We start from the raw sequence: 17,706 nt of genomic DNA, 5'->3' as shown, positions 1-17,706 counted from the left end.
CGATAAATAGGGCTAGCTATCTGCAATCAAATGATGAACTTTGATTCTAGTGAATCTTAAATCATCAAAGGTTTGATTTCTTTAGAACAGAAGATTGAGTTGTTACAATTAATTTTTGATACTTATGGCACTCCTGAGGCTTTAGCGGAGCACTTGGATTTAGCCGTGGAAATGTTGTTCTATGTGGAAGAAGACACTTTTTCCAGAGACGAGTTACAGGAAGTGGCCACGGCAATCAGGGGAGTGGTCAGGGTTTTGAGAGCAGGGTAATTTTACACCACAAGAAATCTAGAACAGCTATCTTTTTAGCCCTATCCCTGCTGCGATCTACACGGCCAAATCTTCACTTTTCAATTTTAAATCTTGCTTTTTCATTCGCATCAACAAAGCAAAACCAAAAGTAAGTACCCCAACACGCCCCAAAAACATCAATAAGATGATAAGCGATTTTCCAACCTCTGAAAGGTCGGCGGTTATTCCTGTGCTTAAACCTACGGTTCCAAGTGCAGAGGCCACTTCAAAAAGGATTTTGTCAAAACTTGATTCCTCGGTAAAGGAAAGCAAAAAGCTGAATAGAAAAATCATCGAGGTATAGAGTATAAAGGTGGACGTCGCCACAAAAAGGCGTTCAAGAGGTATTGTCCTTTTCAAAAAAGTTATTTTTTTCTGACCGAGCAACCGACTTTTTAAAATGGCGACCATAGCGGTCAATGTGGTTATCTTCATCCCACCGGCGGTACCGGATGGCGACGCCCCGATGTACATCAAAAAAATGGTCAAAAGGAGGAGTGGCAATGAGAGCGAACCAATCGGCACGGTATTGAACCCAACGGTGGTCATGGAGGTCATCGACTGGAAAAAGGCTTCCATCAACCTGTGTTCGGATGCTTTTACAAGGGGTTCTGTAAAATAAAATAGCAACGAGCCAATCCCCAGTAGAATTATAAATCCATAAATTATAATTTTAGAGGTAAAGGTAATCGCCTTTGACTTTCCCCTAATCCTGTACCAAACATCGGTTATCACTATAAAACCAAGGGATCCCGCAATTGCTAAGATAGAAATGGTCCAATTGATGAGGGTGTTTTCAGAAAAGCTCTCAAAACTATCATTGAATAAGCTAGAACCGGCCGTGCAGAAGGAAGAAACGCTATGGAATAGGGAAAACCACATACCTTTTAGGCCCGTAATCCCTTCTTGATGAAAAGCTATGTAAAAGGAAATGGTCCCCAAAAACTCCATCACCAATGTAAAATAAACAACACTTTTTATAAAATCCTTGATTTGAATGGTAGCGGGCATGGTGAATTCCGCACCAATAATTTTTTGGTGCCATCTGGTAATGCGTTTGGTCGTGAAGAGCAGGTAATACGTGGTCAGGGTCATATAACCAATCCCGCCCAACTGAATAAGTATCATAATGATGAACTGCCCAAAAAAATTGTAAGAATCAAATATGCTTATCGTTACAAGTCCGGTGGTTGAGATGGCCGAAGTTGAAATAAATAGGTTGTCCAAAAAGGCGACATCGGTTCTGTGAAAAAGTGGAATCGATAGCAATAGAAACCCCATCAGGGTGTACAAAAAAAAGCCCCAGACTAAATTTAGTTGGGGCGACTTACTTATTTGGAATCTTTTGTATCTGGATTGAATTGCGCTGAACATTTCAATTTAGGTTTCAAATTTTCATGCAAAGCTAAGTCCGAATTTTGAAAAATGCACTACCTATTTATGGAATTCAATAAGAGTTTGAGTGTAATGTCCTATCAATGGATGGGTTGATTAAACATCACACCTTGTAAAAGCATCTTTTAACGCCCCGATTTTATCTTCCCAGGTAACGATAAACTCTTGTGCTACATACCCGGTAAAACCGGTTGCATGTATCGCTTTTATGATTGCCGGATAGTAAAGTTCTTGTGTCTCATCGATTTCATGTCTTCCTGGAACACCTGCTGTATGGTAGTGTCCAAAATAAGGGTGGTAGTTTTGAATACTTCGGATAATGTCGCCTTCTTGGATCTGCATGTGGTAGATATCGAACAATAGTTTAAAGTTGTCGCTCCCCAAGTGCTTACAAAGTTCCACGCCCCAAAGCGAGTTGTCGCACATATAATCCGGGTGGTTCACCTGGTTGAACAGTTCCATTTGGATGACCACACCATGTTTTTCCGCCAAGGGCATAATCTGCGAGAGTCCATCAACGCAATTTTGCAGCCCCACGTAGTCGTTCATACCATTACGGTTGCCGCTAAAACAGATAAGGTTGGTGTAACCGGCCTCGGCCACTTTAGGAATCATTTCAGTATAATTTTTTATAAGTTGCTCGTGGTATTTTGGATTGTTCCAGCCCTCGGTCAAACTAATTTCCGCACCATTGCACATGGAACAATGGATATCGTATTTCTTCAATATGGGCCATCTATCCGGCCCGACCAAATCAATGGCCTTTACTCCCAATTCGTTTAAGGTCTTTAAGAAATCCTCAAGGGGAATATCGTTAAAACACCATTCGCATACACTATGGTTAATATTGTTCTTGAGTTTGAATTCTTTGTTTTGGCCTTGGCCGTAAGCCATGGCAGAGGTTGAGGCCAGACCTGCAGACCCGACGGCGGCCGTGGCTATAAAATTTCTACGTTTCATTGTGTGGATTTGTTCTCGGAAAGATAGTATTTTAGACCTAGATATGGAAATACGCCCCGATTCAAAACAATTGTTGGAACTGGCACATTATAAGATGCCGTTCGGTAAATTCAAGGGCAGATACCTTGTGGACCTGCCATTGCCCTATTTGGTCTGGTTTCGCCAAAAAGGGTTTCCCGAAGGCAAATTGGGCGGTTACTTAAATACCATGTTGACAATCAAGGACAACAACCTGGAACCCATCATTAGAAAGTTGCAAAAAGATTTTCCTCGCGAATCTACCTGATTTTTGCCCAGCAATTAGTAATTTTACGCCCCGTAATAGAATGATCAATATGTCAGATACCAAGTACATTTTCGTTACGGGAGGCGTTACCTCTTCATTGGGTAAAGGAATTATCGCCGCATCCTTGGCTAAACTACTGCAGGCCAGGGGGTACCGAACCACCATCCAAAAGCTGGATCCATACATTAATGTTGACCCGGGAACACTTAATCCGTATGAGCATGGCGAATGTTATGTGACCGATGACGGTGCCGAAACCGACTTGGATCTTGGCCACTACGAACGTTTTTTGAACGTACGTACTTCACAGGCCAACAACGTAACCACAGGTAGAATTTATCAAAGTGTTATTGAAAAGGAACGCCGCGGTGAGTTTTTGGGCAAGACTGTACAGGTGGTTCCACATATCACCAACGAAATTAAGGAACGTATCCAAATTTTGGGAAAAAGTGGCGATTATGATATCGTTATTACCGAAATTGGTGGAACCGTAGGGGATATTGAATCACTACCTTATATAGAATCGGTTCGTCAATTGCTATGGGAATTGGGTGAGCATAACGGAATTGTGGTGCACCTTACCTTGGTGCCATTCCTTTCCGCTGCCGGTGAATTAAAGACCAAGCCGACCCAGCACTCCGTTAAGACTTTGATGGAAAGTGGAATCAAGGCCGATATATTGGTATGTAGGACCGAACACCATATCTCTGAGGATATAAAAGAAAAATTGGCACTTTTCTGCAATGTTAGGAAAGAGGCCGTAATTCAATCCATAGATGCATCTACCATTTATGATGTCCCTTTATTGATGCAAGAGGAGGGATTGGATACCGTGACCTTGGAAAAATTGGCGCTTCCGAATACCACCGAACCCAATTTGGACCAATGGAAAGAGTTTTTACAGCGTCATAAAAACCCTAAGGACAAGGTAGTCATTGGGTTGATAGGTAAGTATGTTGAACTGCCAGATTCATATAAGTCAATACAAGAGGCATTTATCCATGCCGGTGCGACGAACGAAGTTGAGGTTGAGGTAAAATCTATCCACTCCGAGCATTTGTCAGCTAAAAATATTGAAAAGAAATTGCAGGGACTGGACGGTATTTTGGTAGCTCCAGGTTTTGGTGAACGAGGTATTGAAGGCAAGGTAAATGCCGTCACCTACGCCCGTGAGAACAATATTCCATTCTTGGGCATCTGCTTGGGCATGCAAATGGCGGTAATCGAGTTTGCACGTACCGTTCTTGGCCTATCGCAAGCCAACTCTACCGAAATGAACAAGGATACCCCGGACCCGGTAATCAGCTTAATGGAGGAACAAAAAAATGTTACCGATAAGGGAGGCACCATGCGTTTGGGAAGTTGGGACTGCCACCTTAAAGAGGGAAGTTTGGTTCATGGCGTGTACGGTACTTCCGATATCGAGGAACGCCACAGGCACAGGTATGAGTTCAACAATAAATACAAGGATAAATTGGAGGAAGCCGGTTTGGTGGCTTCGGGGCTTAATCCAAAAACAGGTCTTGTAGAAGTTGTGGAAATTCCATCCCATCCTTGGTTTGTTGGGGTACAGTACCATCCCGAATATAAAAGTACGGTAGCAAATCCGCATCCTTTGTTCGTGGGCTTTGTAAAGGCGGTTTTGGACCATAAACAGAAACAAAACAATGCCAGTTTGGCATAAAACAGGCTTTTGGACATATATTTGTCAACTGAAATACCAAATACATATTTCTACTAAATAATATTCATGGAAGAAAAGAAGCTGGATATTAAATCCATTATTGGATTTGTACTGATTTTTGGGATACTCATTTTTATGTTTTTCCAAAATCAGCCAACGCCAGAAGAGCTTGAAGCTCAAAAAGCAGAGCAAGCACGAATAGAAGCTGAGGCCGCCAAGAAGGAGCAGGAGGTTAAAACCGCCCCTGTCAAGGAGACCAAGACCATAGATCTTAACGACTCCACGGCCGTGGCCAATTACAAGAGTACCGTTGGTGCATTTGGGTTCACCCAAACTACGGACGGAACCACGCTACTTGAAAATGAAGTGCTGAAACTGGAAATTTCCAATAAAGGAGGACAGATTGTAGAGGCAAAAATGAAGGAGTTCGTAACCTTCGATTCTATTCCCGTGTATTTGGTGAAGGACGGAAATGCCAACTTTGCATTGAACTTTACCACATCGGATAACCGAGTATTGAGCACTGCAGATTTATATTTTGAGCCATCCCTTACCCAAAGCGGTGATAATAAGGTGCTGTCCATGAAGGCAAAAGTTGCCAATGGCAAATTTTTGGAGTACCGCTACGAGATGAAACCTAATGAGTATTTGGTGGATTTTACCATTCGTTCCCAAGGGTTGAACGGAGTTTTTAACACCAGCAAACCTGTTACTTTGGAGTGGGATTTGAAAGGAATCCGGCACAACAAGAGTGTACAGTACGAAAATAGATATACCCGTTTAACGTACAACAACGATGATGGTGATATCAGTAAACTTTCGGAGAGCAGTGATTTTGACGAAGAGACCGAAGAGGATGTAAAATGGTTGTCTTACCGTCAACACTTCTTCAGCTCCATTCTGGCAACCGACGATCATTTCAAAACTGCTGATTTGACTTCTACCAATTTGGTTGAGGAAGAAAGCAAGGAACTTCGTTTTACCAAAGAATACAGTACAAAGGCTCCATTGGAATATCAGGGCGGGGAAATATCTCAAAATATGTACTGGTATTATGGGCCTACCGATGTTAAGGTCTTGGATAACTATACGGAATTGGGATTGGCGGATTCCATTCCATTTGGGTGGGGTATTTTCGGTTGGATCAACCGATATGTGTTCACACCGTTCTATACATTCTTAAGTTCGTTCTTGCCATACGGTATCGCCATTGTAATCATGACCATTTTGGTGCGATTGGCATTGTCGCCGGTGACCTATAAATCCTATTTGTCGCAGGCCAAGATGAAGGTGTTGAAACCTGAGATTTCGGAAATCAATGAAAAGTACAAGGACAACGCCATGAAAAAGCAGCAGGAGACCATGAAGGTCTACAATAAAGCTGGTGTAAGCCCTATGAGTGGATGTGTTCCCGCTTTATTGCAGTTGCCTATTTTCTATTCCCTGTTCATGTTTTTCCCAACGTCTTTTGCGTTGCGCCAGAAGCCTTTCTTATGGGCCGAGGATCTATCATCTTATGATACCATTTTTGAACTGCCGTTCACCATACCATTTTATGGAGACCACGTTTCACTGTTCCCGATTTTGGCTTCGATTGCCATTTTCTTCTACATGCAGATGACCACTGGTCAGAGCATGCAGATGCAGCAGCAGCCCGGTATGCCGAACATGAAGTTCATTATGTACCTATCCCCCATTATGATGTTGTTCTTCTTCAACAACTATGCGAGTGGGTTGAGTTTGTACTACTTTATCTCCAACTTGATTACCATCTTTATTATGTTGGCCATCAAGAATTATATCTTGGACGAGGATAAGATACATGCCCAGATTCAGGAGAACAAGAAAAAGCCTAAAAAGGAGAACAAGTTCCAGCGTAAGATGCGCGAAATGATGGAACAGGCCGAAGAGCAAAAGAAGTCAGGAAGAAGATAACCTGGAAGAAAATTACTTTTTGGACAAAATAAAAAAACTCCCTCAAGATTGCCTTGGGGGAGTTTCCATTTACAGGTATAGTTTGGAAAGATTTGGGACTCCAAAGATGCGGTATTACCTAGACTGAAAAAATTAATAGTTGTAAAACAGCCGCTTTTTGTGGGTAAATATTCCGATGTTGATGTGTCATCGATAAACGGTAACCTGTACACGATAAAAAGCCCCCTCAAAATTAATTGAGGGGGCTTTTTCACACTATCTATCAATCAAAAATCAGTTAGTTTGATGTATCCGGTATAAGAACGGTATCCACAACGTGAATCACACCGTTGATGGCCTGTACATCCACTGCATCTATACCAATACCTGTGTTTCCTGCACCATCAGTAATGTCTGCTATATTGTCTCCAGTGCCTGGCAGGTTTATGGTAATCATATCACCTTCCAAAGTTGTTGCCGTAGCGCCGTCGCTGAGATCGCCTGAGCGAACATTGGCTCCTGCCACTACATGATGCTGAAGTATCGGGGTCAAGTCAGCTTCACCAGGAATACTTGCAAGAGCAGCAAACGCATCATTTGTGGGGGCGAACACGGTAAATGGATCGCTACCTGCCCCATCTTGAGCGGACAATACACTTACAAAATCCGTACTTGGTGTCAACTCGGTCAATGCTTGTACCAAAGTAGAGAAGGTAGGGTCGGCTGTAGCAAAAGTCACTACGGTCGGCAAGTCGATTACGGCATCCACTGTATGGATTACTCCGTTGCTGGCTACGATATCCGCCATTACCACACTACTGGTTCCGTTCAATGTAACACCATCATCGATATTTACGTAGAGGCTTAAGTTTTCATCTGTTGCGAATTCTGCCTCAGTTGTGTAATAGGTACTGGTCAAATCCGAGCGGAAAGCAGCGGCGCCCATCACCACATGATTGGCCAAAATGGCATTGATATCATTTGAATTTGGATTTGTGAATGCGCTAAAGGCGTCGTTTCCTGGAGCAAATACGGTGAAAAGTTCTTCTTCGTTGGATAACAAATCGGTGAAAGTAGTGTTTCCGCCATCTGTCAAAGCAGCAACTAAAGACGAAAGCCCTGGGTTGGCAACTGCATGGTCCACAATGTTAGGGATATCTATTACGGCATCCACCACATGAACAATACCGTTCAAAGCTTTAACATCCGGAGTAATCACAGAAGACACACCGTTAAAAGTAACACCATCCGAAGTATCAAAGAACAAACTAACATTTTGTTCCCCAGCTCCGGTTGCTAGAGTGCGAGTATAACCCGAACCAAGTCCTGTTAAATCCTCTGAGGTGACTTCCCCGCTAATAACGTGATTGAGCAATACGTTTGTCAATACATCTGTTGGAATATCTGCTAAGGCAGCACCGTCCAAGAAGTTTTCAAAAGCTTCATCTGTAGGTGCCAATACGGTAAATGGTCCATCACCGCGCAACACGGTTGGTAAATCTCCGTCCGCTGCGGTTAGTGCAGCCACCAAGTTTTGTAGATTTTCATTTCCAATGGCCAAATCTGTAATGGGAACAAGGATAATGTCGGCCAATTCGTCCAAAATGGCTTGAGGTAATAACACTTTATCTATTATGTGAACCACTCCGTTGGAAACCTCGATGTCTGCATCAACCACTTGTGCCGGAACATCGGTAGCATCTTGTATAAAGACATCACCATCGATATCTACCTGGAGAGAAGAGCCTTGTAATGTGGTTAGGCTCATTCCATCACTTAAATCTGTGGAAAATGCAGCATCCGCCACTACGTGATAAGTAAGAATTACAGCAAGTAAATCTTGCAATTGTTGTGAACTAAAGTCATCGAGCGAATCAAAACCATCCAATTGGGCAAGCAAATCGTTGAATGCTTCGTTGGTCGGGGCAAATACGGTAAATGGTCCTTCACCGCTAAGAGCTGTGATCAAATCGTTGTTGGCACTTTCATCTGCCTTTTGAAGCGCAGCGACCAAAGTACTTAATTCAGAAGTTGCTTGGGCTGCCTCTACAATATTGGCATCCTCTTCCATAGGTGGTGTTGGGCCGTTGTCATCATTGGAGCAAGAGGTCAGCCCAATACATAAGAGCAATAATGTCAGTCGGCTTAAGTGTTTTAAAGTTTTCATGTTGTTTAAAGATGTTTGTTTAACTATTTAAAACTAACATTAAACAAAATAAAAACAATAATGTTTAACATTTTTACCGAAAACTTTAACAAAAATTATAGTTCTGACATTGTGTGGATTATAATTACCGTTTATACGCTTTAAGACAGATTTACAATTTTTAATAGATGTCAATTTGTATTTTTGTAGCCTTAATCAAATGCAATGAAAAAGGTTGTTGTTGGACTTTCGGGAGGAGTGGATTCCAGCGTCGCTGCTTATCTACTTAAAGAACAGGGATATGATGTGATTGGTCTTTTCATGAAGAATTGGCATGACGATTCCGTTACCATATCCGAAGAATGTCCTTGGCTGGAAGACAGCAACGATGCTTTGATTGTCGCGGAAAAATTGGGCATTCCTTTTCAGACTGTGGATTTGAGCGTAGAGTACAAAGAGCGTATCGTGGATTATATGTTCAATGAATATGAAAGAGGAAGAACACCTAATCCCGACGTACTGTGCAATCGCGAGATAAAATTTGATGTTTTCATGAAAATCGCACTGCAATTGGGTGCGGATTATGTGGCAACCGGTCATTACTGTAGAAAGGGAACCATCCAAAATGAAGATGAAACCTACCAGTTGTTATCTGGTAAGGACCCCAATAAGGACCAGAGCTATTTCCTTTGTCAATTATCGCAAGAGCAATTGTCCAAGACCTTATTTCCTGTTGGGGAATTATTAAAGCCGGAAGTACGAAAGATTGCAGCCGAAAATAATTTGATCACTGCCGATAAAAAAGATTCGCAGGGTTTGTGTTTTATAGGAAAAGTACATTTGCCAGAGTTTCTTCAACAAAAATTAAAGCCCAAAAAAGGGATTATTGTGGAAGTTCCAAGTAATGCAATACAATTTTCCGCAGTGGTTCCCGATTTTCAAAATGAAAGGGAGAAACTTACCTTCCGTGCGGAGAAACCTGTTTATAACGAATCGGATGGAAAGGTTGTTGGAGAGCATCAAGGCGCCCACTATTTTACCATTGGCCAGCGAAAAGGCCTAAATGTTGGCGGAACCAAGGAACCATTGTTCGTAATCGATACCGATGTGGATAAGAACATTATCTATACCGGTCAGGGAAAAGCACACCCCGGTCTGCTTAGAAATACATTGTTCATTAAAGAGGACGAACTCCATTGGGTACGCCCTGATCTAGCCTTGAAGGTAGATGAAACCATTGAGGTAATGGCACGTATCCGGTACCGGCAGCCCTTGCAACCAGCGACCCTTTATAAAGTAGAAAATGGTCTGTTCGTTGATTTCAAGGACAAGCAATCCGCTATAACCGAAGGTCAGTTTGCGGCTTGGTACCTTGATGACGAACTGGTAGGCTCTGGGGTAATCTCCTAAAGCGATTCCTTATTTATTTTCATTATTTTGGTGGAAACTAGAATCAAATTTCCATGCAGAATAAAATCACACAACTTTTCGGAATCGAATACCCCATAATTCAAGCAGGAATGGTCTGGGCCAGTGGTTGGCGTTTGGCCTCAGCGGTTTCAAATGCAGGTGGATTAGGGTTGTTGGGTGCGGGCAGCATGTATCCCGAGGTGCTGGAGGAGCATATCATCAAATGTAAAAAAGCTACGAATAAGCCTTTTGGGGTGAATGTTCCGATGTTATATCCCGATATTGAAAAGTTGATGGATATTATCGTGAAGCACGAGGTAAAGATAATGTTCACTTCAGCGGGAAACCCTAAAACCTGGACTTCATTTCTTCAAGAAAAAGGAATCACCGTTGTACATGTGGTGAGTAGTGTAAAGTTTGCCTTGAAAGCCCAAGAAGCAGGAGTGGATGCCGTTGTGGCAGAAGGTTTTGAAGCAGGTGGACATAACGGCCGTGATGAAACCACCACCATGGTATTGATTCCATCCGTAAAGGAAAAAATTGATATTCCATTGATTGCCGCGGGAGGTATCGCTACAGGAAGGGCTATGTTGGCCGCCATGGTTTTGGGTGCGGATGGTGTTCAGGTAGGGAGTAGGTTTGTAGCCTCACCAGAAGCATCTTCCCACGAATTGTTCAAAAAATGGGTGGTAGATGCCAAAGAGGGCGATACCCAATTGACTTTAAAGGAGCTTGCACCGGTTCGATTGCTTAAAAATAAATTCTTCAACGACATTCAAAAGGCTTATGCTAGCGGAGCAACAAAAGAAGAACTGATGAAACTATTGGGAAGGGCCAGGGCCAAAAAGGGCATGTTCGAAGGTGATATGGAGGAAGGCGAACTGGAAATCGGACAAGTTTCCGGTTTGATCCATAACATAACTCCAGCAGCAGAAATTGTTCGTGAACTTATGGATGAGTTTCATGAAGCAAAAGCTCAGATGCAAGAGTATTAGTGTATTGGCGGGAGTTTGGGAAACTTTTAATATATTTAGAGGACAATGAGAACACTCATCCCCATACTGTTCCTTTTTGTGCTCGCCACTAATTGTTATGGGCAAATAGGGGGGGACAAGGTCCTCCATTTTGTTGGTGGGAGTCTTTTTGGGCTTGCAGGGGCCGGAGTTGCCAAGCATGCAACCAACGGAAATCGGGTCTGGACTTTTGTAGGGGCCGTAACGGGCAGTGCTTTGGCCGGTGTGGCAAAAGAAGCGATTGATGCCGGACAGCGGGACAATGGATGGGACAATGAAGACTTGGCAGCTACCATTCTAGGCGGTATTACTGTAGGTATCGCCATAGATTTATTTTCCAAGAAGGATAGCAACGGACGTTTGCGTGGTCGATATTCGACATTTAATTTCAACAAGAAACACTATCCAGCCCTACAAACATCAAAATTGGTGGTTTTCGATGGCGTGCCTCCATCCTTAAATACTTTGGGACTTTCCAACTACGAGCTTACCGCTAAATAATTCCCCTAGCTTTTATCTCCAAATATTTATTGATCGTATTTACCGTTAGTTCCTCAGGTTTGGTCAAGATGGTCTGTATGCCATATTTTTGGAGTTCTTTTTGCATGAGTCTTTTCTCCAATGAAAACTTTTCGGCAATCGTCTTATGGTAAATGGATTGTAAATCCTCGGCATCCGTTGCAATCAAGGATTCCAATTCTGTGTTCTCAAAGAAAATAACGACCAACACATGTTTTTTTGCCATTGCCAAAATAAAGGGCAATTGTCGTTTAAGGCCCGATATATGCTCAAAATTGGTGTAGAGCAATAAAAGACTGCGCTGGTTTACTTTTCGTTTCACGTGGGCGTACAACAGTCCAAAGTCCGAATCGGAATAATCCGTGGAAATGTTGTACAGACTCTCCATTATGGTGTTGAGGTGCGTAATTTTTTGCACGGCGGGAACAAAAGTCTCAATCTTTTTGGAGAAGGTCAATAATCCCGTTTTGTCGTTTCTTTTTAGGGCAACATTGGAAAACGCCAAGGCGGAGTTGATAGCGTAGTCCAATAAGCTCAATCCGTCAAAAGGCATTTTCATCACCCTGCCCGTATCAATAATCGAGTAAATAGGTTGGGATTTTTCGTCCTGATATTGGTTTACCATTAATTGGCTCCTTTTTGCGGTAGCTTTCCAGTTGATGGTGCGCACATCATCCCCCTTAATATATTCCTTGATCTGTTCAAATTCTTGGGTATGCCCGATACGTCGTATTTTCTTCAATCCAAATTCTGTTAAACGATTGCTTGTGGCCAAAAAATCATATTGCTGCATTTGTATGATGGATGGGTAAACGGGTACCATTTGGTCCTTCTGGAACACATACTTCCTTTTAATGATGCAAAGTGGCGAAGAGGCAAAAACGATCAAATTGCCGAAAACATACTCCCCACGTTCTACGGGACGCACGGAGTACTCGAAAAAATGGGGCTCTCCTTTTTGTAATTGGGTCTTGTGTTGAAAATCCCTTTTTTGAAATTGCACGGGCAATTCATCGATAACCATGACCCCTGTTTTAAAAGGATATTTCGAATTGAGATGTACCGATAAGATATTTTCGTCGCTGTTGGACAGTTTTTGCGGTGGATTTCGGTGGGCTTGAATACCATTTTTCGTGGCGTACATCAAGTAGAGGTCCAGAAAGAAAAAGGCCAATAGCAGGTAGACCAATAACCACGCGATGGGATACAGCATCGGCACCCAATAGGAAATCACAAAGCATGCGGACAGTGCGGCAATGTACCGAAAGAAGATGTTGTGTATGTACAGTGACCGAAGAAATTTCATGCCTATCTGGGGATTTCAACGGATTCCATGATCATGGTGACCACATTTTCGGTGGTCATGCCTTCCATTTCACGCTCTGGTGTCAAGATTACGCGGTGGTTGAGTACCGGGACCAATGCTTTCTTTACATCTTCGGGAATTACAAAATCCCTTCCGGAAATAGCGGCAAATGCCTTGGAGGCCGTTAAAGTGGCGATGGATGCCCTAGGTGATGCCCCCAAGTATAAATGTGGATGATTTCGGGTCTGTGTGATGATATTGGCGATGTAATCCAATATTTTTTGTTCCACCACCACTTCATGAATGTTCTTTTTGAACTCCGCTAGTTTTTTCGGGGTCAGTACCGCTTTTATTTTGTCCTGTGGTTTTTCACCTTTTCGTTCGTGATGGTTCTGAAGAATGATCACCTCTTCTTCGACAGAGGGGTAATCCACCTTAATTTTAAAAAGGAAACGATCCAACTGAGCTTCGGGAAGGGCGTAAGTCCCTTCTTGCTCAATGGGATTTTGGGTGGCCAAGACCATAAATGGCTCTCCCATTTTGTAAGTGGTGCCGTCCACGGTGGCTTGTCTTTCTTCCATGGTCTCAAAAAGAGCGGACTGTGTTTTGGCAGGGGCACGGTTGATTTCGTCTATCAAAATAATGTTGGAAAATATCGGCCCTTTTTTAAACTCAAACTCGGTCGTTTTGGAATTGAAGACCGAGGTTCCCAAAATATCGCTCGGCATAAGGTCCGGCGTAAATTGGATACGATTGAACTCCGTTTTGAGGGTTTTGGCAAAAAGTTTGGCGGTCACTGTTTTTGCTATTCCAGGGACCCCCTCGATCAAGGCATGCCCATCGGCCAAAATGGAAATGATCAAAAGTTCTATAAAATCCTTTTGCCCCACGATTATGGTGGACAGTTCTTTTTTTACCTGTTCCACGGTGTCCCTTAATTCTTCCAAAGGAACCCTGCTATCAAAGTTCAAGTCATTATTTTCCATCAACGTTTGCTTTAAATGCTTCTATTTTTTTATTGAGATGCTTCAGTTCTTCTTCTGTAATATGTTGTTTTACCTTTAGTTTGGATATCGTTCCCATCAAATTTTTTACCTCTTCCAATGTTGAGTTGCTGCGCATGGATAGGTTTCTCAAAAATGTTTCGTCGTCCAAATCTTGCGTTGTGATATGCAATTTGGATCTGAGATATTCCAAAAAGTAGTCAATTTTATGTTTGGTAATGAGATGCAGTTCCCTTTTTTCAAAGTACATGTCCGCTATGGTACGGGTAAAGGCCAAGGTCTGGTTTTTGACAGGGGGCACTACGGGGATGGCGCGTTGTTTTCGCTTTCCTTCAAAAATAATGTAAACAATGGCTCCGATGAGAATAAGGTAGTAGGCCCACTTAAACTCTTCGGTATTCAGGAACAAGTACATGGGCGAAGTGTAAAACGATTTTCCGGATTTATGGAAATTGTCCATATAGATGGTTTCGCTTCGGTCCAAATAGGACAAAAGCCCTGCTGTGTACTCGCTGTTATTCTCTTTGAGTATAAAGTAGTTGGTGAAAGCTTTTGGGAAGCTGGACAATATAATTTCCCCATCGCCAAAGGGTTGCTTTATGATATTCGCATGTTTTGTCAAGGTTCCCGTGCTATCCGCACTGGTATAAACTTGACCGAGAACGGTTGTCCGAAGGGTATCCAACCGGTCGAAGCTCGGGGTATAATAATCCTTGGTGAACTTGACCTTTTTATTTTTGAATGCCGGATTGACCAATTCAAAATAGAAAATGGGTTCCAATTGGCCGTCATTGTAAACAAATCGCTGTCCTAAGTTTAGGGTGTCCAATAATTTTGTTTCAAAGGAACTTGATGCTACAAATAGTTGGTTCCCTTGGTTTACCCATTCCAAGATTGTATTGAGCTCAGCTTCTTCAAAAGAAACGGTTTCGTTTACAAAAAAATAGGTGCCCTCGATAGAATCCGTTCGACTGAGGAACTCAAAAGGAGGTTTTTGAATCTGTTGGATGGCATCTGGAAAATGTTTCTCCATTACATCGTTGAGCACATAAGTTCCGTAAGGTATTTTATGATGGGAAACATAGGATGGGAACCAGTTGATTTTTTTTGGCTTGTTGTATTCCAAGGCGAACATGGCCGCCAAGGTCAAAATACCTATTGCTATGTAAATCCATCCTTTTCTAGACATCTGCTATCGATTTTTTTAAGGATGCAAATACAAGTTCGGCCTTTTGGTAGCGCTCGTGATTCAGCTCAAATTCTCCATACCAAACATAATCGTACAGGAGAGTGGCTTTTCCGAAATCATTTTTAAAGGAACTATCGGATAGTTCGACCATGTAGTCATCGTTCGTCTTCTGTTGTTGCCAATCTATCAATTCCCGTTCCGATAGCAATTGAAGGATGTAGAGGTAGTAATATCGAATGGCCAGTCTATAGTTTTCATTGGCCAGTGCCTTTTTTATCAGTTCCTGAATGTCCTCGTTTTTGATGATATGTTCATCTTCGGATAAGGTAACCACATTGGGATTTTTCTTTTGATTTCCCATCCCCAAAATGTTGGACTTTACAAAAAACCGTATCACCAGATAAAGGAACAGGGCAAGCAGCAGGTAGGGCAATATTTTTAAAAAAGCCGCCAAATAGCCTTCTGCGTTTCCGACTCCAAAGATCCATTCAAAAAATCGACGGAGAATGTTGTAGAACCAATTAACGATATCCGTCCACCAGCTGCTTTCGGTTTTTACCTCTTCGTAGTTGAAGTCACGGTCATTTCTATAGGTATCAAGGTCTTCAGAACTCAGTTCAATAGGTTGCAGTTCAGATTCATCATACTTGACCACGGAATCGTTCTGGGCAAAAAGGATTGTCCACGAAAGCAGCAGGTATAGCGAAATGAGTTTTTTGAGCATCTATTCCTCTGTGGATTTTCCGAGACTTTCAATACGCTCAAAAGTTCCGGTGAAATTTTTCTTCTCATTCAGATTGAAGAAAATCAACGATGTGGCCACCAAAAAGATAATGTTCATCAGAAATTGCACCAGTGTGCTCAATATATTTAGAAGCAAATAGATGGGGTCATTGAACACGTTGAAGTTCTCGGCGTCCATTTCACCCGAAAACACTCCCATTTTTATCCAACTGTAAATAATGGTAGGTAAGCTAAAGGCATAAGATGCGATGGCTACAATTATATAGATAACAAATAAAGTGGCGAAGGTAATCCACCAATTTTCTTTGATCAAGGTGAAACTGTATTGGTAAGATTCCATGGTATCCTTTTTAAGAAAAACCAGAATGGCAAAGGAAACCGATAAGGGAACCGCCAAATAAATGCCTGGTATCAAACAGAACATTGCCCCGATAAATACCGACAACCCCACAATAATGCCCAGACCTATCAAGGACCAAAAGGAGCCGTAAACACCACTTCGGATTTCATCATAATTTGTAGTGCCCCTGTTGTCGATGTATGATTTTATATAATGTAACACCGTTCCTTGCGCCAACACGTATGCGGCTATCGAGCTCAAGAGCAGAGTAACCACGGCCAAAACCATGATCAATGGGGAATATGTGGAAATAGAGGTGTTTCCAATGGCCGTAAGGTTAAAAATATCGCCAATGGTGTACATATAGAACCCCATGGAAATCAGCATCACCAAGATATATGGGCCAACGATTTTTAGAATGGTGCCCAAAAAGGGTTTGAATTCGTTTCGGATAAATACAAAGGAATCGGAGAGGATCTCTCCCAGTTCACGCTGTTTTTTAAACTCGATATAGTTATTGGATGTTTGCATGAGTGGTTTTTCTATGGATTTGGTATGGATAAATGATGTAATAAAAAACAATTAAGGACAACGAGGCCAAAATGATGAAAATGGCCAGCCAGTCGGGCATTTCGGTATGTCTTGTAACAAAACCTTCCAAAAAACCGGCAATAATAAAAAAGGGAACCGTGCTCACCATTATTTTAAGCCCGTTTTTTACACCCTGTTTAAAAGATTCCAAACGGGTGTATGTGCCAGGGAATAGAATACCATTGGCCAATACCAGCCCCGCACAACCCGCAATGATGATTACGGAAATCTCTATAGTGCCATGGATCCAGATGGTTCTGGCGGATTCCCATAACAACCCTTTTTCATAAAAGAAGTACTGGAAGCTTCCCAACATAATACCATTCTGCAACATGATATAAAGTGTTCCCACACCCAAAAAAATACCAAAAGCAAAGGCATAAATGGCCACTTTGATATTGTTTATGGTAATGCCCAGAAACATATTGAAGGCACCTTGCTCTTTATATACGGCCATAGGGTCTCCCTTTTCGATGTTTTCCAAGGTCATGTTAACATAACCGTTGCCCAAAATGGAACGGACAAAGTCACCTTCGTTGGCCGAGGAGAACGCTCCCACGATAACAAAAAAGGAGAACACCAGAAAGGAAATCAACAATTCACGGTGATGGCCTTTGAACATGGTAGGGAACTCTGTTTTCCAAAAATGAACAATACGGTTTCTTGATTCCCGTTTGGTCTTATATATTTTTTGGTGCGCTTGGGAGGCGAGTGTGTTCAGGTAAACATGGGTATTGCTGCCCGGGTAAAAGGTCTTTGCGTAACTTAGGTGATCGGTAATCTCAATATAAAGATCCGAAAGCTCATCGGGATGAAGTTGGCCCTTATTGGTCAGGGCATTTTCAAAAGCGGCCCATTTATCCTTATTTTGCCTTACAAAAGCGGCCTCGCGCATTCAATTAATGGTTTGTAGT

The 17,706-nt window shown here is 42.3% G+C and carries 16 protein-coding genes; 7 read left to right on the top strand and 9 right to left on the bottom strand.

Annotated elements, in window-relative coordinates; genetic code table 11:
- Window positions 1–72: 72 nt before the first annotated feature.
- Entirely contained in the window at window positions 73–270 is a 198-nt protein-coding gene (locus J0656_RS18295; protein WP_207036493.1) for a hypothetical protein, read from the top strand.
- 57 nt (window positions 271–327) lie between these two features.
- Here J0656_RS18295 and J0656_RS18290 read toward each other — a convergent pair whose 3' ends face one another.
- Both J0656_RS18290 and J0656_RS18285 read right to left on the bottom strand, forming a co-directional pair.
- Window positions 328–1,665, bottom strand: a complete 1,338-nt coding sequence (locus tag J0656_RS18290) for a TrkH family potassium uptake protein (protein WP_207036491.1) — start codon at window positions 1,663–1,665, stop codon at window positions 328–330.
- A 117-nt stretch (window positions 1,666–1,782) separates the two neighbouring features.
- Window positions 1,783–2,646, bottom strand: coding sequence for a hydroxypyruvate isomerase family protein (locus J0656_RS18285; RefSeq protein ID WP_207036489.1), 864 nt, complete (start codon window positions 2,644–2,646; stop codon window positions 1,783–1,785).
- A 43-nt stretch (window positions 2,647–2,689) separates the two neighbouring features.
- Between J0656_RS18285 and J0656_RS18280 the strand changes: the two genes are divergently transcribed.
- The 3 genes from J0656_RS18280 to yidC all read left to right on the top strand — a co-directional run bounded on the left by J0656_RS18280 (window position 2,690) and on the right by yidC (window position 6,551).
- Complete coding sequence (locus J0656_RS18280) at window positions 2,690–2,932, top strand: DUF3820 family protein (protein WP_207036487.1); 243 nt, start codon at window positions 2,690–2,692, stop codon at window positions 2,930–2,932.
- A 49-nt stretch (window positions 2,933–2,981) separates the two neighbouring features.
- On the top strand, window positions 2,982–4,616 hold the full coding sequence (locus J0656_RS18275; RefSeq protein ID WP_207036485.1) for a CTP synthase: 1,635 nt from the start codon (window positions 2,982–2,984) through the stop codon (window positions 4,614–4,616).
- 66 nt (window positions 4,617–4,682) lie between these two features.
- A complete protein-coding gene (gene yidC / locus J0656_RS18270; protein ID WP_207036483.1) occupies window positions 4,683–6,551 on the top strand; it encodes a membrane protein insertase YidC in 1,869 nt (622 codons plus the stop codon).
- A gap of 277 nt (window positions 6,552–6,828) precedes the next feature.
- Here the strand turns inward: yidC and J0656_RS18265 are convergent, their stop codons facing one another.
- Complete coding sequence (locus J0656_RS18265) at window positions 6,829–8,697, bottom strand: fasciclin domain-containing protein (protein ID WP_207036481.1); 1,869 nt, start codon at window positions 8,695–8,697, stop codon at window positions 6,829–6,831.
- Between the two features lie 204 nt (window positions 8,698–8,901).
- Here J0656_RS18265 and mnmA point away from each other — a divergent pair, with 204 nt between their 5' ends.
- Genes mnmA through J0656_RS18250 form a run of 3 tightly spaced genes read left to right on the top strand, consistent with a single transcriptional unit; the run spans window position 8,902 to window position 11,600 of the window.
- The gene (mnmA, locus tag J0656_RS18260) at window positions 8,902–10,086 is read left to right on the top strand and encodes a tRNA 2-thiouridine(34) synthase MnmA (protein ID WP_207036479.1); all 1,185 of its coding nucleotides are present in this window, start codon (window positions 8,902–8,904) and stop codon (window positions 10,084–10,086) included.
- A gap of 53 nt (window positions 10,087–10,139) precedes the next feature.
- Window positions 10,140–11,081 carry an NAD(P)H-dependent flavin oxidoreductase gene (locus tag J0656_RS18255; protein WP_207036477.1) on the top strand — a complete coding sequence of 314 codons (942 nt, stop codon included), beginning with the start codon at window positions 10,140–10,142 and terminating at the stop codon, window positions 11,079–11,081.
- 45 nt (window positions 11,082–11,126) lie between these two features.
- Window positions 11,127–11,600 carry a YfiM family lipoprotein gene (locus tag J0656_RS18250; RefSeq protein ID WP_207036471.1) on the top strand — a complete coding sequence of 158 codons (474 nt, stop codon included), beginning with the start codon at window positions 11,127–11,129 and terminating at the stop codon, window positions 11,598–11,600.
- Here J0656_RS18250 and J0656_RS18245 read toward each other — a convergent pair.
- Genes J0656_RS18245 through J0656_RS18220 form a run of 6 tightly spaced genes read right to left on the bottom strand, consistent with a single transcriptional unit; the run spans window position 11,593 to window position 17,687 of the window.
- Window positions 11,593–12,924 carry a DUF58 domain-containing protein gene (locus tag J0656_RS18245; RefSeq protein WP_207036470.1) on the bottom strand — a complete coding sequence of 444 codons (1,332 nt, stop codon included), beginning with the start codon at window positions 12,922–12,924 and terminating at the stop codon, window positions 11,593–11,595. The genes J0656_RS18250 and J0656_RS18245 overlap by 8 nt on opposite strands.
- A 2-nt stretch (window positions 12,925–12,926) precedes the next feature.
- Window positions 12,927–13,910 carry an AAA family ATPase gene (locus J0656_RS18240; protein ID WP_207036468.1) on the bottom strand — a complete coding sequence of 328 codons (984 nt, stop codon included), beginning with the start codon at window positions 13,908–13,910 and terminating at the stop codon, window positions 12,927–12,929.
- The gene (locus tag J0656_RS18235) at window positions 13,900–15,117 is read right to left on the bottom strand and encodes a DUF4350 domain-containing protein (protein ID WP_207036466.1); all 1,218 of its coding nucleotides are present in this window, start codon (window positions 15,115–15,117) and stop codon (window positions 13,900–13,902) included. Before J0656_RS18235 ends, J0656_RS18240 begins: the two co-directional genes overlap by 11 nt.
- Window positions 15,110–15,841 carry a DUF4129 domain-containing protein gene (locus J0656_RS18230; protein WP_207036464.1) on the bottom strand — a complete coding sequence of 244 codons (732 nt, stop codon included), beginning with the start codon at window positions 15,839–15,841 and terminating at the stop codon, window positions 15,110–15,112. Before J0656_RS18230 ends, J0656_RS18235 begins: the two co-directional genes overlap by 8 nt.
- A complete protein-coding gene (locus J0656_RS18225; RefSeq protein ID WP_207036462.1) occupies window positions 15,842–16,732 on the bottom strand; it encodes a hypothetical protein in 891 nt (296 codons plus the stop codon).
- Window positions 16,716–17,687 carry a stage II sporulation protein M gene (locus J0656_RS18220; protein WP_207036459.1) on the bottom strand — a complete coding sequence of 324 codons (972 nt, stop codon included), beginning with the start codon at window positions 17,685–17,687 and terminating at the stop codon, window positions 16,716–16,718. Before J0656_RS18220 ends, J0656_RS18225 begins: the two co-directional genes overlap by 17 nt.
- Window positions 17,688–17,706 lie beyond the last annotated feature (19 nt).

The sequence above is a fragment of the Flagellimonas aurea genome (genome assembly GCF_017313785.1).
Taxonomy (GTDB): Bacteria; Bacteroidota; Bacteroidia; order Flavobacteriales; family Flavobacteriaceae; genus Flagellimonas; species Flagellimonas aurea.
The sequence above is the reverse complement of the archived record's forward strand: the minus strand, read 5'-3'. Positions and strand labels throughout refer to the sequence as shown.

What these genes read in the sequence shown, in the direction of transcription:
- J0656_RS18290 (WP_207036491.1), bottom strand. Translation starts at nt 1,665, where the DNA reads ATGTTCAGCGCAATTCAATCCAGATACAAAAGATTCCAAATAAGTAAG.
- J0656_RS18285 (WP_207036489.1), bottom strand. Translation starts at nt 2,646, where the DNA reads ATGAAACGTAGAAATTTTATAGCCACGGCCGCCGTCGGGTCTGCAGGT.
- J0656_RS18280 (WP_207036487.1), top strand. Translation starts at nt 2,690, where the DNA reads ATGGAAATACGCCCCGATTCAAAACAATTGTTGGAACTGGCACATTAT.
- J0656_RS18275 (WP_207036485.1), top strand. Translation starts at nt 2,982, where the DNA reads ATGTCAGATACCAAGTACATTTTCGTTACGGGAGGCGTTACCTCTTCA.
- yidC (WP_207036483.1), top strand. Translation starts at nt 4,683, where the DNA reads ATGGAAGAAAAGAAGCTGGATATTAAATCCATTATTGGATTTGTACTG.
- J0656_RS18265 (WP_207036481.1), bottom strand. Translation starts at nt 8,697, where the DNA reads ATGAAAACTTTAAAACACTTAAGCCGACTGACATTATTGCTCTTATGT.
- mnmA (WP_207036479.1), top strand. Translation starts at nt 8,902, where the DNA reads ATGAAAAAGGTTGTTGTTGGACTTTCGGGAGGAGTGGATTCCAGCGTC.
- J0656_RS18255 (WP_207036477.1), top strand. Translation starts at nt 10,140, where the DNA reads ATGCAGAATAAAATCACACAACTTTTCGGAATCGAATACCCCATAATT.
- J0656_RS18250 (WP_207036471.1), top strand. Translation starts at nt 11,127, where the DNA reads ATGAGAACACTCATCCCCATACTGTTCCTTTTTGTGCTCGCCACTAAT.
- J0656_RS18245 (WP_207036470.1), bottom strand. Translation starts at nt 12,924, where the DNA reads ATGAAATTTCTTCGGTCACTGTACATACACAACATCTTCTTTCGGTAC.
- J0656_RS18240 (WP_207036468.1), bottom strand. Translation starts at nt 13,910, where the DNA reads ATGGAAAATAATGACTTGAACTTTGATAGCAGGGTTCCTTTGGAAGAA.
- J0656_RS18235 (WP_207036466.1), bottom strand. Translation starts at nt 15,117, where the DNA reads ATGTCTAGAAAAGGATGGATTTACATAGCAATAGGTATTTTGACCTTG.
- J0656_RS18230 (WP_207036464.1), bottom strand. Translation starts at nt 15,841, where the DNA reads ATGCTCAAAAAACTCATTTCGCTATACCTGCTGCTTTCGTGGACAATC.
- J0656_RS18225 (WP_207036462.1), bottom strand. Translation starts at nt 16,732, where the DNA reads ATGCAAACATCCAATAACTATATCGAGTTTAAAAAACAGCGTGAACTG.
- J0656_RS18220 (WP_207036459.1), bottom strand. Translation starts at nt 17,687, where the DNA reads ATGCGCGAGGCCGCTTTTGTAAGGCAAAATAAGGATAAATGGGCCGCT.